The sequence below is a fragment of the Mariniflexile gromovii genome (genome assembly GCF_017814435.1).
Taxonomy (GTDB): domain Bacteria; phylum Bacteroidota; class Bacteroidia; order Flavobacteriales; family Flavobacteriaceae; genus Mariniflexile; species Mariniflexile gromovii.
The window spans coordinates 22,081-37,858 of sequence record NZ_JAGJCB010000023.1 but is presented as its reverse complement, the minus strand read 5'-3'; the positions used below and the strand labels follow the sequence as shown (position 1 = coordinate 37,858).

The 15,778-nt window shown below is 35.1% G+C and carries 15 protein-coding genes; 8 read left to right on the top strand and 7 right to left on the bottom strand.

Annotated features, from left to right (window positions below):
• Window positions 1-13: 13 nt before the first annotated feature.
• Genes J8H85_RS16705 through surE form a run of 4 tightly spaced genes read right to left on the bottom strand, consistent with a single transcriptional unit; the run spans window position 14 to window position 2,817 of the window.
• Window positions 14-598, bottom strand: a complete 585-nt coding sequence (locus tag J8H85_RS16705) for a C40 family peptidase (RefSeq protein WP_209656513.1) — start codon at window positions 596-598, stop codon at window positions 14-16.
• A gap of 7 nt (window positions 599-605) precedes the next feature.
• Window positions 606-1,718 (bottom strand): lipid-A-disaccharide synthase, encoded by a 1,113-nt coding sequence (gene lpxB / locus J8H85_RS16700; RefSeq protein WP_209656511.1) that lies wholly within the window; start codon window positions 1,716-1,718, stop codon window positions 606-608.
• A 45-nt stretch (window positions 1,719-1,763) separates the two neighbouring features.
• Entirely contained in the window at window positions 1,764-2,048 is a 285-nt protein-coding gene (locus J8H85_RS16695; protein ID WP_209656509.1) for a hypothetical protein, read from the bottom strand.
• Window positions 2,041-2,817, bottom strand: coding sequence for a 5'/3'-nucleotidase SurE (surE, locus tag J8H85_RS16690; RefSeq protein ID WP_209656507.1), 777 nt, complete (start codon window positions 2,815-2,817; stop codon window positions 2,041-2,043). Before surE ends, J8H85_RS16695 begins: the two co-directional genes overlap by 8 nt.
• Before the next feature lie 178 nt (window positions 2,818-2,995).
• Here surE and J8H85_RS16685 point away from each other — a divergent pair, with 178 nt between their 5' ends.
• On the top strand, window positions 2,996-5,134 hold the full coding sequence (locus J8H85_RS16685; RefSeq protein ID WP_209656548.1) for a carboxy terminal-processing peptidase: 2,139 nt from the start codon (window positions 2,996-2,998) through the stop codon (window positions 5,132-5,134).
• A gap of 7 nt (window positions 5,135-5,141) precedes the next feature.
• Window positions 5,142-6,236: an ABC transporter permease gene (locus tag J8H85_RS16680; protein WP_209656506.1), complete on the top strand. Its 1,095-nt coding sequence runs from the start codon at window positions 5,142-5,144 to the stop codon at window positions 6,234-6,236.
• A 91-nt stretch (window positions 6,237-6,327) separates the two neighbouring features.
• Here J8H85_RS16680 and J8H85_RS19115 read toward each other — a convergent pair whose 3' ends face one another.
• The 3 genes from J8H85_RS19115 to J8H85_RS16665 all read right to left on the bottom strand — a co-directional run bounded on the left by J8H85_RS19115 (window position 6,328) and on the right by J8H85_RS16665 (window position 8,951).
• Window positions 6,328-6,954, bottom strand: coding sequence for a DUF2914 domain-containing protein (locus J8H85_RS19115; protein ID WP_317195023.1), 627 nt, complete (start codon window positions 6,952-6,954; stop codon window positions 6,328-6,330).
• A 515-nt stretch (window positions 6,955-7,469) separates the two neighbouring features.
• Window positions 7,470-8,087, bottom strand: a complete 618-nt coding sequence (yihA, locus tag J8H85_RS16670) for a ribosome biogenesis GTP-binding protein YihA/YsxC (protein ID WP_209656504.1) — start codon at window positions 8,085-8,087, stop codon at window positions 7,470-7,472.
• Window positions 8,088-8,183: 96 nt separating this feature from the next.
• Window positions 8,184-8,951, bottom strand: coding sequence for an alpha/beta fold hydrolase (locus tag J8H85_RS16665; protein WP_209656502.1), 768 nt, complete (start codon window positions 8,949-8,951; stop codon window positions 8,184-8,186).
• A gap of 292 nt (window positions 8,952-9,243) precedes the next feature.
• Between J8H85_RS16665 and mraZ the strand changes: the two genes are divergently transcribed.
• The 6 genes from mraZ (at window position 9,244) to mraY (ending at window position 15,739) form a co-directional block, all read left to right on the top strand.
• Window positions 9,244-9,714: a division/cell wall cluster transcriptional repressor MraZ gene (gene mraZ, locus J8H85_RS16660; protein ID WP_209656500.1), complete on the top strand. Its 471-nt coding sequence runs from the start codon at window positions 9,244-9,246 to the stop codon at window positions 9,712-9,714.
• Window positions 9,689-10,597, top strand: a complete 909-nt coding sequence (gene rsmH / locus J8H85_RS16655; protein WP_209656499.1) for a 16S rRNA (cytosine(1402)-N(4))-methyltransferase RsmH — start codon at window positions 9,689-9,691, stop codon at window positions 10,595-10,597. Before mraZ ends, rsmH begins: the two co-directional genes overlap by 26 nt.
• Before the next feature lie 40 nt (window positions 10,598-10,637).
• Window positions 10,638-10,955 carry an FtsL-like putative cell division protein gene (locus tag J8H85_RS16650; RefSeq protein ID WP_209656494.1) on the top strand — a complete coding sequence of 106 codons (318 nt, stop codon included), beginning with the start codon at window positions 10,638-10,640 and terminating at the stop codon, window positions 10,953-10,955.
• 63 nt (window positions 10,956-11,018) lie between these two features.
• Entirely contained in the window at window positions 11,019-12,980 is a 1,962-nt protein-coding gene (locus J8H85_RS16645; RefSeq protein WP_209656546.1) for a penicillin-binding protein, read from the top strand.
• Window positions 12,977-14,440, top strand: coding sequence for a UDP-N-acetylmuramoyl-L-alanyl-D-glutamate--2,6-diaminopimelate ligase (locus J8H85_RS16640; protein WP_209656493.1), 1,464 nt, complete (start codon window positions 12,977-12,979; stop codon window positions 14,438-14,440). Before J8H85_RS16645 ends, J8H85_RS16640 begins: the two co-directional genes overlap by 4 nt.
• Before the next feature lie 57 nt (window positions 14,441-14,497).
• A complete protein-coding gene (mraY, locus tag J8H85_RS16635) occupies window positions 14,498-15,739 on the top strand; it encodes a phospho-N-acetylmuramoyl-pentapeptide-transferase (RefSeq protein ID WP_209656492.1) in 1,242 nt (413 codons plus the stop codon).
• Window positions 15,740-15,778: the final 39 nt, after the last annotated feature.

The following is a 15,778-nucleotide window of genomic DNA, read 5'->3' as shown; positions in this document are numbered from 1 at the left end:
TATATAAAATTTCCTATAATATTCTACGTGCTTCTACAAAAGCGTTATTCCAGTAATTTTCTGAAAGTTTAGAAATAATAACGCCAGCACTTGTTGTGGAATGAATAAACTCAATATCGCCATTTTCAGAGGTAACTACAAGTCCTACATGGCTTATGTCGTTTCTTCTATTCATCGTCTTAAAAAAAAGTAAATCGCCTTCTTGGGTATTTTTTAAATTGATTTTTTCACCTTGTTTAGCCATATCTCTGGAAATTCTTGGTAAAATAACATCAAAAGCTCTAAACGATTCAAAAACCAACCCAGAACAATCCATACCATCTCTTGTAGCACCGCCAAATTTGTATTTTACGCCACTAAACTGTTTTGCATAATCTACAATGCCAAAGGCTTTTGATACTTCGTTGTTTGTGTTATCATCGTCATCGTCTTCCTTTTTTTTGACATCGAACGTACTTGTGGTTCTGTTTGAAGTTACTTCTGTGTTAGGTTGAGAGATAACTTTTTTTGTAGATGATTTTTTTACAACAATACTTTTTGAAGATTTACAACTGCTTAAACTAACCGCAATTAGCATTAAGATAATTAAGTTCTTCATAAATAAATTAGGCTTTAATAGATTTGTAAATTAACTTGGCGGTTTTTTCACTGGCACCTTTACCACCCAAGGCTTTTTCAAGTTCGTAATAATTAATAAATATTTTAGAACGTTCTTTTTCGTCTAAAATTTTATCAAGTTCTTTTTTAAGACGTTTTTTATTGAAATCATTTTGAATAAGTTCAGTAACTACTTCTTTATCCATAATTAAATTTACCAAAGAAATGAATTTTAAAGTAATAATGCGTTTGGCAATTTGATATGAAATAGCACTCCCTTTATAGCAAACCACTTGTGGTATTTTGAATAAAGCAGCTTCTAAAGTGGCAGTTCCAGATGTTACCAAAGCTGCATAAGAAACACTTAACAAGTCATAAGTTTTATTTGAAATGAATTTTACGTTATCCGATTTTATAAAGGGCTCGTAAAAACTATATTCCTGACTTGGTGCTCCTGCAATAACAAATTGGTAATCAGGAAAATCATCAACCAAACTAAGCATAACGGAAAGCATGTTTTTAATTTCTTGTTTTCGGCTTCCCGGTAATAATGCGATAATAGGTTTGTCGTTTAGGTTGTATGCTTCTCTAAATTTATATTCACCAACCTGAGTTCTATTGGCAATAGCATCAATTAAAGGGTGTCCAACAAATGTAACCTTATAATCGTGTTTTTTGTAAAAGGGTTCTACAAAAGGCAATATGACATACATCGCATCAATATCGCGTTTTATGTCTTTTACCCTGCCTGCTCTGGAAGCCCAAACTTGTGGGGATATATAATAATTGGTTCTAAAACCCGCTTGTTTTGCCCACTTCGCTATGCGCAAATTAAATCCTGAATTATCTATAAAAATAATAACATCGGGGTTATAGGTTTGAATATCGTTTTTGCACAATGAAATATCTTTAAAAATAGCAGATAAGTTCAGAACAACTTCGGCAAACCCCATAAATGCACGTTCTTTATAGTGTTTTACCAGGGTGCCGCCAACCGCTTGCATAAGGTCTCCTCCCCAAAATCTAAAATCAGCATGTACATCTTCATTCAGTAATGCTTTCATGAGGTTGGAACCATGTAAATCGCCTGATGCTTCTCCTGCTATAATGTAGTATTTCATTTAACTGGTCTTGGGTTATAGATCTTAGGCCTTATGTCAACTTGTCTAAAACAATTTAAAAATTAAAGTAAAAACAGCAATAAAAAGGGTTATTAGTAAAACGCCTCGGGCTCTATAATCCTTTCGTTTTCTTATAAAAATAAAAAAGGCTATTAAATTTAAAATAGCACCTAAGCTAATAAGTTTGCCTAAAAAACCTTCGTTAGCGGCTGCTTTTATTACGGTTATAAAATCGTCTCCTTGTCCTAATAAAGTGGCAACCAAAAATAAGCCAACACAATTAGCTATTAAACCAACAAGTGCCCCTATTAAAATATCTTTTTTAATCATTTAAATTCCAAGTGTTTAAAGTTTGAATGTAATGGTGTGCAGTTAAATCAAATTGAATGGGTACAACCGATATATAGCCGTTTTCCAAAGCCCATTCATCGGTGTCTTCACCACCATCTAAATTAACAAATTTTCCGGTAAGCCAATAATAGTCGCGACCTTGTGGTGTTTTGCGTTTATCAAATTCTTCCACCCAATTGGCTTTCGCTTGTCGGCAAATTTTTATGCCTTTTATTTTTTCTTTAGAAAGATTAGGGATGTTCACATTTAAAACAACGCCATTGGGTAAACCTTGGTTTAAAACATTTTCTACAATGGTTTTTACAAAGTCGTGGGTAGCTTCAAAATTGGCGCTCCAAGCATAATCCAATAACGAAAATCCCACCGCTGGAATCCCTTCAATACCTGCTTCAATAGCGGCACTCATGGTGCCAGAGTAGATCACGTTTATAGAAGAATTGGACCCATGATTTATTCCCGACACACAAATATCGGGCTTTCTGGTCAATTTTTCTCTAATGGCAAGTTTTACACAATCGGCAGGAGTGCCCGAACAGCTGTATTCGGTTTGTGGACCATCATCAATAAAAACTTGTTCAACATATAAAGTCGAATCTAATGTAATGGCGTGTCCCATACCACTTTGAGGACTGTCTGGAGCCACAACCACCACATCACCAATGGTTTTCATAATGGAAATTAAGGTTCTTATGCCAGGTGCATTTATGCCATCGTCGTTAGTAACTAATATAAGTGGTTTTTTTGTCATTTTATACTTAAAAAAAGTATCGCTAAAATACATAAATTCCTTATGAAATAGGTTATTTCTTCAGTTTAACAAAAAATTAGTAGCACATTCCCTTTAATGGCATAGTTTTTTCTTTATTTTAGTAAAAAAATGAAGGGCGTTCTATGAGCCATTGAATATTAACCGAATGAAAAAAATTATGAGAAGGAATTATAAAGTGTTGTTGTTGTCGTTGTTGTTAGCCTTCGCCTCGTGTAGCTTTACAACTAAAAAGTTCAGCAATCCTGACAAAGATAAATTACTAATTCAGGTCATTACTTTTGTTTTAGAACAAGGGCATTTCGACCCCATTCTAATAGATGATGCATTTTCAGCTGAATTATTTAAAGATTATTTAGAAATAATTGACCCCGTAAAACGCTATTTCTATGAGTCTGATTTTAAAGAATTTGAAAAATATAAATTAACAATAGACAATCAGCTTAAAGCAACAGATATCACATTTTTTAATGTGGTACACGAGCGTATGTTGAAACGTATTGAAGAAGCCAAAGTAATTTACAAAGAAGTATTATCAGAGCCTTTTGATTATTCAGTAGACGAGACCTTTAATACCGATTACGAAAACAGTAGTTTTACAAAAAACAGAAAGGAATTAAAAGAACGTTGGAGACAACAACTTAAGTTTTCTACACTTTCAAACTATGACGATTTGTTGGCACAAGAGGAACTGGCAAAGAAAAATGACCCTTCCTATGTGATGAAATCTGAAGCTGAAATTGAAAAAGAAGCGCGCGAATCTACTTTAAAATCCATCGATGTGTATTTCAATGATAATATTGATGATTTAGAACGTGAAGATTGGTTTGCCATTTACGTAAATACCATTGTTGAAGAATTTGACCCACATACTTACTATTTGGCGCCTAAAAACAAGGAAGATTTTGATCAACGTATGTCTGGTAAATTAGAAGGTATTGGTGCCAGATTGCAAAAAAGAATGGACTATATTAAAATTGTTGAATTAATTTCTGGAGGTCCTGCTTGGAGAAGCAAAGAATTGGAAGTTGAAGATATTATTTTAAAAGTAAAGCAAGAAGATGAAGCGTTTCCTGTAAATATTGTTGGCATGCGAATTAATGATGCCATCAAATATATTAAAGGGCCAAAAGGAACTAAAGTAACCTTAACCATTAAAAAAGTAGATGGTACTATTAGAGACATAACCATTACCAGAGATGTGGTAGAGTTGGAAGAAACCTACGCCAAATCTTCGGTGGTTAAAAAAGATAATATGATTTTTGGTGTGATTGATTTACCCTCTTTTTACGTAGATTTTAAAGACTATAAAAACATAAACGCAGCCAAAGATGTTAAAGCAGAAATTGAACGATTGAAAGCAGAAGGTATTCAAGGGCTGATTTTAGATTTGCGTAACAATGGTGGTGGTTCTTTACCAACGGTGGTAGATATGGCAGGTTTGTTTATTAAAGAAGGTCCAATTGTTCAAGTGCGTTCTACAGGTGAAGCTAAAGAGGTATTGCGTGATAAAGATAAATCCATTTCTTGGGATGGACCGTTGGTGATTCTAGTGAATGAAATATCGGCATCAGCTTCCGAAATTATGGCTGCTGCTATGCAAGACTATAAACGTGCCATTATTATTGGTGGCAAGCAAACTTATGGAAAGGGAACCGTTCAAAATGTGATCAACCTTAACACTATGCTTCGAAATAATACTAGTGGCGATTTAGGAGCACTGGCTTTAACTACCCAAAAATATTATAGAATTAATGGTGGTTCGGTACAGTTAGAAGGTGTTAAAAGTGATGTAAATGTGCCTGGGCGTTTTAGTTTTATTGAAGTTGGCGAAAAAGATAAAGAAAACCCATTACCTTGGGATGAAATTGATGCAGCCGACTATACACCATGGGAAAACTATTTTGATTATGAAGCAACCATTAAAAAAAGTAAAGAACGTATAAACCATAACCAGCAGTTAAAACTTGTTGAAGAAAATGCCAAATGGGTGAAAAGTAAAATTGATGAAACCGTTGTGTCTTTAAATTATAAAAAATATAAAGCGGAGCTGAAGTTGAATGAAGAGGAAGCGAAACGATTTGATGCTTTAACAAATTATAAAACCAATTTAACATTCTATTCTACAAAATACGAAAAAGAACTTTTTACTAAGGATACAACCGATTTAAAGGAAAAACGTGAGAGATGGCACGAAAGTTTAAGCCATGATATCTATATAGAAGAAGCTGTCCATGTTTTAGAAGATTTAAAAACAGCGTCTCCTATTAAAAAAGTAGTAGCAACTACAAAAGGTTAAGTAGTATATGAGTCATAAATCAAACTCATTAAAACAATTAGCGCTCCAAAAGTTCAAAAAAAACTTTTGGGGCGTTTTTAGTTTCTACTTTATAATTTTTATTGGATTGGTTTCGGTGTTTGCCTACGTGTTTGCGCCCGATAGTTCGCAATATGCCAATCAAATGCATTTGGCAATTCATTCAAAAAAACCAGGGTTTAAAGTTACCATGCTTACCATTCCTTCACAACTAAAAACCAATCAAAGAGGTTTTGATAAGTTGTTTTTTGGGGATAAAACTGCCGATAACGAAATTCCTATTTCGGAGTATAAAGTGCCGAACGGCGTGTTAACTTATAAAGAATACGCGTCGGATGGGTTGGAAGGTGTTGAAAAAACCATGAAGGTAACTGAGTTTCCAAACAATTCAGTCGATGCATATATTAAAGAAAAAACCTTTCTATTTGGCACCGATAAATATGGGCGCGATTTGTTAAGTCGTGTTTTGGTAGGAGCAAGAATCTCTTTTTTTATAGGTTTTGTAGCGGTATTTATATCGTTGGTAGTTGGTGTTTTTATGGGAAGCATCGCCGGCTATTTTGGAGGTAAAGTAGATGCTCTTATTATGTGGGTTATTAACGTAACCTGGTCTATACCAACATTGTTATTGGTTATAGCTATTACTTTAGCCTTAGGAAAAGGTTTTTGGCAAGTATTTATTGCGGTAGGTTTAACTATGTGGGTTGAAGTGGCTCGGGTAGTGCGTGGTCAAATAATCAGCGCCAAAGAAATGCAATACGTTACAGCAGCCAGAGCTTTGGGGTTTAATGATTATAGAATTATTACCAAACATATTTTGCCCAATATTATGGCGCCGGTTATTGTAATTTCGGCAGCTAATTTTGCTGCTGCTATTTTAATTGAAAGCGGGCTTAGTTTCTTGGGTATTGGTGCACAACCACCTATGGCTAGCTGGGGTGCTATGATAAAAGACCACTATAACTATATCATTCTTGGGAAGCCTTATTTGGCTATTATCCCCGGACTTTGTATTATGAGTTTGGTAATGGCGTTCATGCTTATTGGCAATGCGTTGCGTGATGCTTTGGATGTTAAGGGGTAGTTGGTTGGTAGCTTCTCTTACATTTTTTTTTGTTCTTTCATTATTATTAAAAGTTACAAAGCAAAGTTTCTTTTAGCAAATAGTATATTTCTCAGAATTTTTTCTCTACAAGTTTTATAGCCTGCGAGTTGTTTTTCATTACAATTTCGAAATCAATGACGCCAATAACCAATTCTTCTTCAGTAATAACATCAACTTTCCACAGTCCTTCTTTTACATTATTCTTAAAGGTATAACCACGATAACCACCATTTCTACCGCCACTGATATCGTAACCTATATCTTCAATAATTTCCCATTCGTCGCTAGTATCATTATACCACTTCCAACGATGAAATATCAGTTTTTTAATTTCTGTTGGTGCAAATATGGATGCAAAAACATAAACATTTTGGTCAGGATTGTAAGTGAATTTTAATTTGTGTTCTCTCCAGAATATATGCTCAGCATTGTTTTCAAAAGTAACAATGTAGTTGTTGTTTTCTACTTTTATGTCATGTGCAGCAATTCCTGTTTCTAATGCAAGTGGTACAGGAGGGATGAGTTTAAAATAATAAAATACATTAATGATTGTGTAAATAGCCAGTACGATTCCAATAATTCTGCCAATGTGCATTTCTGCTCGTGTACTTGGACTTGCATTATAAATTATTACTATCAGTGTTAATGTAGAAACTAAACTAACTAAACCTGAAAGAATAAAAATATTTGTGTTCATTATTCTGATGAATACAGGTATAATGAATGTAAAAAAAGTAAAACTTATAAAAAAGTAGACACTAAATTGCAGGTATTTGTTCGATATACGCTTTTTTAGAAACTCATTAGCAAAAAGTAGCGTAACAAGAATAAAAAAAATGAAAATGTTTTTGATAGAGATACACTTCTTGAAAAATAAATTACAAATGCACTTGAAAGTCCACCAAAAAAAAACTGAATTGCTAATGGAAAATATTTTTCATATCGTCCAAGAATGGTTTCTTTCCATTTACCATCATCAGCTAAATTGTAGAGGTATAATGTTATGGTCAATGAGGTCATGTGTAAGCACAAAACCGTTAAATCGTATAGTCTATCAATTCGTCCTAGAGTCAATGTATCAAAAATAAAGCCGCCTATAAAAAAACAATTGGAGCATATTTTTGATGTTTAAGCATGAACCTACTTAAGATGTTATTTCTATATGTGGCCAAGGCTTTTTTCATGTGAATTCTGTAAAACACACTATAAGATTCAAATTCCATTGGATTTTAAATCCATATTCTCATTCAACTCATCAATATAATTTAAAACGTCATCTTTTCCAGCTTCATTGCTAGAAGAGGTGATAAAGTATTTGGGCATGTCTTCCCAAGTTTCTAAAAGCACCTTTTTGTAGTCTTCAACATGTCTTAGAATAGCATTGGGTTTTAGTTTGTCGGCTTTAGTAAAAATAATGGAAAACGGTATGCCATGTTCGCCCAGCCATTGCATAAATTCCAAATCGATGGGTTGGGGGTCATGTCTAATATCAACCAAAACAAAAGCGGTTACAAGTTGCTCGCGCAAACCAAAATATTGGGTAATGAATTTTTGAAACGTTTTTTTTGCGTTTTTAGAAACACGTGCATAACCATAACCCGGTAAATCTACCAAATGCCAATTTTTATTAATTAAAAAATGATTGATAAGTTGTGTTTTTCCAGGTCTTCCCGATGTTTTTGCTAAACTTTTACGGCTGGTAAGCATGTTTATAAGTGACGATTTACCTACGTTGCTTCTGCCAATAAATGCATATTCGGGTAGCAATCCTTTTGGACATTTTGCCACATCAGAATTACTCATTATAAATTCGGCCGATTTTATATGCATTATTAGTCTTTTTACATTCCCATGAAAGAGGGAATCTTATTTATTGAACTTTAAATTTCCTATACAGGAAATTAGGCTTTTAAAATTTCAGAAATTTTATTTTATGCCTCGTTTTTGCAACCAAGCATCAAGAATTTGATTAAACTCGTCGGGGTGTTCCATCATAGCGGCATGCCCACATTTATCAATCCAAAACAGCTCAGAGTCTGGTAAAAGACTGTCAAATTCTAGAGCGACTTCTGGGGGTGTTACATTATCGTTTTTACCCCAAATAATACAAGTTGGGATGTTCATTTTTGGTAAATCTTTAGCCATGTTATGGCGAATGGCACTTTTGGCAATAGCCAGTGTTTTTATAAGTTTGTTGCGGTCGTTTACCGTTTCGTAAACTTCATCTACAATTTCCTTGGTGGCTACAGCTGGGTCGTAAAAAACATCTTGTGCTTTCTTTTTAATCACCTCGTAGTCGCTACGTTTGGTATAACCTCCGCCCATAGCGCTTTCGTAAAGTCCTGAGCTACCGGTTATTATAAGTGCTTTTACTTTTTCGGGGTATAACTTTGTATGGTAAAGGCCAATGTGTCCACCTAAAGAATTTCCAAGTAAAATAATTTCATCATAACCTTTAAATTCTATAAAGTCGTGTAAGTATTTAGCGAAACTTTTTACGTTGGTTTTTAGTAAAGACATGGTGTAAATGGGCAACTCAGGAATGATAACTTTAAACCCTTTTTGGCTAAAGTTTTTAATTACCGAATCAAAATTGCTTAAACCGCCCATTAGTCCGTGTAATACTATAATTGGCGTTCCTTCACCAGCTTCTATGTAGCTGTAGTTTTTCTCTTTTTTTAAACGGTGCGTCATTAATCGGTTGGCATTGCTTTAAAAACAAATATAGTTATTTCATTCATATTTCAATCATTTTATTGGTTTTCAAAAATAATATTTCAAAATAGAGATGTTAACAATTGTTCAGATATGAAATGGTCTCGTTTAATCTGTTGATACTAAGTGGTAGTGGGTGTTAAGAGGTCTTAAAAACATCCACTAGGAGCATTTAATCGAAAAATTATTAACAAAGTGGTAGGAAGTGGTAAAAAGTGGTAAAATTTTCAATATATTTGAAACTTAAACCCAAAAAAGCTCACAAACCACATTGGACTTATTAACAGGAACATACGATTGCAAAGTGGACGCTAAAGGCAGATTAATGATGCCTGCTCCGCTTAAAAAGCAACTGTCTTCAGTTTTAGATGGTGGTTTTGTGTTGCGTCGTTCGGTGTTTCAAAAGTGTTTGGAACTCTACCCAATGAGCGAGTGGCAGATGTTGATGCAAAAAATGAATAAGTTGAACAGGTTCAATAAAAAGAACAACGATTTCATTCGTCGTTTCACCGCAGGTGTAAAAATGGTTGAGGTGGATGTGAATGGGCGCTTATTAATTCCCAAAGACTTAACGGTTTTTGCAAATATTTCAAAAGACATTGTGGTGGCTTCTGCTATTAATATTATTGAAATTTGGGATAAAGATTTATATGAACAAGCCATTGATGATGCTGCTATAGATTTTGCGGATTTAGCAGAAGAGGTGATGGGACAAGATGATGATGACCATGGAATATCATAACCCCGTATTGTTGAAAGAAACCGTTGACGGGTTAAATATTAATCCGGACGGTATTTATGTAGATGTCACTTTTGGAGGCGGAGGGCATAGTAAGGAAATATTAAAACGACTTGGTGATAAAGGGAAATTGTTTGCTTTCGATCAAGATCAAGACGCTCTTGAAAATACGATTGACGATTCTCGATTCACGTTGATAAATGAAAACTTTCGCTATATAAAACGCTTTTTAAGGTTTTATGGTGCTAAAAAAGTAGATGGGATTTTGGCAGATTTCGGGGTGTCGTCGCATCAGTTTGACGTTGCTGAGCGTGGTTTTTCAACACGTTTTGAGGCGGATTTGGATATGCGTATGAACCAGCAAAACGCACTATCTGCTTTTCAGGTTGTGAACAAATACGATGAAGAGCAGTTAAAGCAAGTGTTTTTGCAATATGGCGAATTGAGAGCAGCTCCAGCTATGGCGCGATTGATTGTGGAACAGCGCGAAGTGCAACCCATTGTTACCAGTGAAGAATTGAAAGCAGTGTTGAAAAAGTTTTTGCCGCCAAGACATGAAAACAAAGTGTTGGCTCAAATTTATCAAGCCATTCGTATTGAGGTGAATCAGGAAATTGAGGCTTTAAAAGAATTTTTAGAGCAAACACCTGAGATTTTAAATGAAGGTGGGCGCTTGAGTTTGATATCCTATCACTCTTTAGAGGATAGATTGGTGAAGCGTTTTATAAGAAACGGTATGTTTGAAGGAGAGCCAGAGCGCGATATGTATGGAAATTTTGAAGTGCCTTTTAGAAAAGTGAATGGACTGATAGTGCCTTCAAAAGAAGAAATAAAAATAAACAGTAGAGCTAGAAGTGCGAAGCTTCGGATAGCTGAAAAAATATAATTGGAAGTGACTAATTCGGGGTTGAAGCCGAAATTTAACTATGAAAACAAACATCTATAAAATATTAAAAGGCACTTTTTTGGTAAGTGACGACTCTTTTAAAAATTGGAGGTTTATCATATTTATTTCGGCTTTAGCTATAATCATGATTGCAAGTTCGCACAGTGCAGACAAAAAAGTATATGAAATAGCACGATTAAAAAATGAAGTAAGCGAAATGCGTTCGGCCTTTATAGATGGACGTTCAAGGCTTATGAAGTTGAAAATGGAATCGAATATTAAAGAGGTTATGCTTGAAAAGGGTATTGAGCCGTCGGTGATTCCTCCAAAAAAAATAAAAGTAAAATCTCAAAAATAACTCAGAAAGTTAGTGGTAAACGAGAAAAACATATTAAACCGATTGTATTTTGTAGCAGGATGTATGTTCGTCTTCGGACTTGCCGTGGTGTTTAAATTGGTTAGTATTCAGTTTTTTCAAGGTGATAAATACAAAGCCTTGGCAAGTGAGCGCGTTGTGAAAAATGTGGTAATTCCTGCCAATAGAGGTAATGTGTATTCTGTAAAAGGAAATTTGTTGGCTACTTCCATACCTAAATACGATATTAGGTTTGATGCGATAACTCCTAGCGCAAAAACCTTCGAAAAGTATGTGAAACCATTAAGTGATTCGCTTTCAAAATATTCGGGAAAATCGTCTAGCTACTATCAAAATGAGCTTAGAAAAGCACGTGCCAATAAAAACAGATATTACCTCATTGCCAGAAATGTGGGGTATTCAGATTATATCCGTTTGCGCAATTTTCCCTTACTGCAATTAGGTGCTTTTAAAGGCGGATTGATTGTAGAGCAAACCACGAAGCGTGAGCATCCTATGGGTGGTATTGCGCAACGTTCTATTGGTTACGAGCGTTTTGATGAAAAAGGAAATGTTACTAGAGCGGGTATTGATGGTGCTTTTGGGGTGAAGTATTTACGTGGAACCGATGGTCAACGAAAAAAACAGCAAATTGGAAAAGGGCAATGGAAGCCATTGAACGATGCCAACGAAATTGATCCTAAAAACGGCTATGATGTTTACACAACTATTGATGTAAATATTCAAGATATAGCACATCATGCGCTTTTAGAGCAATTGGAAAAATACAAAGCAGACCATGGCTGTGTGGTGGTAATGGAAACAAAAACAGGTGAAATTCGTGCCATTTCAAACTTAGGAAGAAATAGCGACGGGTATTATTACGAGCGTTTGAATTATGCGGTTGGTGAATCTCACGAGTCTGGTTCAACTTTTAAGTTGATGGCTTTAACGGCCGGTATTGAGGATAAAGTTATTGATACAAGCGATGTGGTTGATACCGAAAATGGAGTTATAAAATTCTACGGAAAGTCGGTGAGGGATTCTCATCATGGTGGTTACGGTAAAATCACCATTTCTAAGGCATTCGAGGTATCTTCAAATACAGCTATTGTAAAAGCAATTGATAAAGCTTACGGAAAAACACCTAGCAAATTTGTAGATAGGTTGTATGCTATGAATCTTAATAACGATTTAGATCTTCCAATAATTGGAGAGCCAAAACCGGTAATTCCAGATCCTCGAATTAAAAACGGACGCTGGAGTGGTATTGCATTGCAATGGATGGCTTATGGTTACGGTGTGTCTTTTACACCACTTCAAACCTTAACTTTTTATAATGCTATAGCCAATGATGGGGAAATGGTAAAACCCCAATTTTTACGTGAAGTAAAAGAATTTGATCACGTGGTAGTGCCTTTTAAAAAGGAAGTGATAAACAAACAAATTTGTTCTAAAGAAACGGTTTCAAAAGTAAAACAACTGCTTAAAAATGTGGTTGAGAAAAAACATGGAACAGGTCATAGGTTGTATTCTGAAAATTTCTCAATGGCAGGAAAAACAGGTACTTGCCAAAAAGATTATGCCAATAAAGATAAGTTGAGTTATATCTCATCGTTTGCGGGTTATTTCCCTGCTGAAAACCCGAAATATTCATGCATTGTAGTTATTCATGAGCCCGATAAAAGTGTTGGATATTATGGAGCCGATGTGTCGGGGCCTGTTTTTAAAAAAATAGCTCAAAAAATATTTACCGATACACCTATTACAGATGAGGTGAAGTCATTACAAGTTAAAGTTGCTTCGGTTGAAAATGAATACGAGAGTTTTTATAAAACAGCTCAAACCTACAAAACCGTGATGCCAAACGTGGTTGGGTTGCCGGCAATGGATGCGTTGGCGTTGTTGGAAAACATGCAAGTAAAAATAAAAGTGAAATTAGAAGGTAGTGGTGTTGTTAAAAAGCAATCCATCAATCAAAATATAAAATTAAAAAACAACCAAGTAGTCGTTTTATCCGCTTCATGATAGCATTAAAAGACATATTATACAAAGTAACAATTAATGCGGTAGCAGGTTCTACCAGCGTTGGTGTTGCTGCTATAGATTTCGACTCTAGAAACATCAAGAGTGGTTATGCGTTTGTGGCTATAAAAGGAACGGTTTCCGATGGACATAAATTTATAGATGTTGCTGTAAAACAAGGTGCAGTTGCGGTTATTTGTGAAGAAATGCCTGAAAAGTTAAGTGAAGGTGTTACTTATATAGAAGTGGATAATTCCAGTAAAGCCTTGGCTTTTATGGCGGCTAATTTCTACGGAAATCCATCTGAAAATTTAAAATTGGTAGGGGTAACCGGTACTAACGGAAAAACCACAGTTGCCAGTTTGTTGTATCAGCTATTTAAAAAAGCAGGATATAAAGTTGGGTTGTTGTCCACCGTGAAAATTATGGTAGATAATACAGAATATAAAGCAACCCATACCACACCCGATTCTTTAACCATTAATAAGTATTTGGATTATATGAATACTGAAGGGGTGGAGTTTTGTTTTATGGAAGTAAGCTCGCATGGTATTCATCAATATAGAACTGAAGGTTTGCGTTTTGAAGGCGGTATTTTCACCAATCTTACGCACGACCATTTAGATTATCACAACACATTTGCGGAATATCGCGATGTAAAAAAATCGTTTTTCGATGCGCTTCCAGAAAAAGCGTTTACATTGGTAAATGTGGATGATAAAAATGGATTGGTGATGTTGCAAAACACCAAAGCTCGAAAATTCACCTATGCGTTAAAAGGCTATGCCGATTATAAATCCCAAATATTAGAAAACCAATTTGGAGGTTTGTTATTGAAAATTAATGATGCTGAAGTTTGGACGCGCCTTATCGGGAATTTCAATGCCTATAATATTTTGGCAATTTACGCTACAGCGGAATTGTTAGGACTTGAAAAAGTAGAAATTCTACGTTTAATAAGCGAATTGGAAAGTGTAAGCGGCCGTTTTCAGTATGTGATTTCAACTAATAAAATTACTGCTATAGTTGATTATGCACACACGCCCGATGCACTTAAAAATGTATTGGAAACCATCAATAGTATCCGTACTAAAAATGAAGAATTAATTACCGTTGTGGGTTGTGGTGGCGATAGAGATAAAACCAAACGTCCTAAAATGGGACACATCGCAACGGCTTTAAGTACCAAAGTGATTTTTACAAGTGATAACCCGAGAAGTGAAGAGCCTGAGGCCATTTTAAAAGATATTGAAAAAGGCGTAGAACCTCAAAATTATAAAAAAGCCCTAACGATTACCGATAGACTTCAGGCCATAAAAACAGCCTGTCAATTGGCACAACCAAATGATATTATTTTGATTGCAGGCAAAGGCCATGAAACCTATCAAGAAATAAAAGGAGAACGCTTTGATTTTGATGATTTTAAAATAGTGAAAGATTTTTTGAACCAGTTTAATAAATAAAAAATTGTCACCTCGAGCGCAGTCGAGAGGATTTAATAAATAATAAACAATAACCAAATGCTGTATTACCTATTTGATTATTTAGAAAAACAATTCCAAATTCCTGGAGCATCCCTATTTGGCTTTATAACCTTTAGGGCAGCATTGGCTATGATTTTGTCGTTGTTAATTTCTACTATTTACGGAAAGCGTATCATTCGTTTTTTACAAAAACAGCAAGTAGGTGAAACCATTAGAGATTTAGGTTTAGAAGGGCAAAGTGAAAAAGCAGGAACACCCACAATGGGTGGTATCATTATTATACTTGCTACATTAATTCCAGTGCTTTTGTTGGCTAAATTGAGTAATGTTTACATTGTGTTGCTTATTGTTACAACGCTTTGGATGGGTGTCATCGGGTTTATTGATGATTATATTAAAAAATTCAAAAAGGATAAAGAAGGATTAAAAGGCCGTTTTAAAGTGCTTGGTCAAGTAGGGTTGGGGATTATTGTGGGTTCTACTTTATATTTCAGCCCCTATGCAACTATCAAAGAGAAATTACCTTTGGAAGTGCGTCAACAAATGATAGCAGAAAATCCAAATGTGGCACCTGCACAGTTGTTTAAAGAAGAAACAAAGTCAACCAAAACAACTATACCGTTTGTAAAAGGAAATGAGTTTGATTATGCCGATATTATAACTTGGGTAAGCCCAAAATTAAAAGATTATGGCTGGGTTGTTTTTATAATCATCTCAATTTTTATCATCTCGGCAGTTTCAAATGGAGCTAATCTTACCGATGGTATCGATGGTTTAGCGGCAGGAACTTCCGCCATCATCGTTCTAACCTTAGGGATTTTTGCTTGGGTGTCCGGTAATATTATTTTTTCTGATTACCTCAATATCATGTACATACCACGGGTGGAAGAAATCACTATTTATATCGCAGCCTTTGTGGGGGCGCTTATTGGGTTTTTGTGGTACAATACCTATCCAGCACAAGTGTTTATGGGCGATACGGGAAGCTTAACCATAGGAGGTATTATAGCGGTTATAGCTATAGCTGTTCGTAAAGAATGGTTGATTCCGGTATTGTGCGGCATCTTTTTAGCTGAAAATTTATCGGTAGTTATGCAAGTAAGTTGGTTTAAATATACCAAGAAAAAATATGGAGAAGGACGTCGCATTTTCAAAATGTCGCCATTACATCACCACTATCAGAAATCGGGATATCACGAAAGTAAAATTGTAACACGTTTTTGGATTGTGGGGATTTTATTAGCAATCCTTTCAATTGTTACTTTGAAAATCAGATAATAATTGTCATGCTGAGCGCAGTCGAAGCATCATATGAAA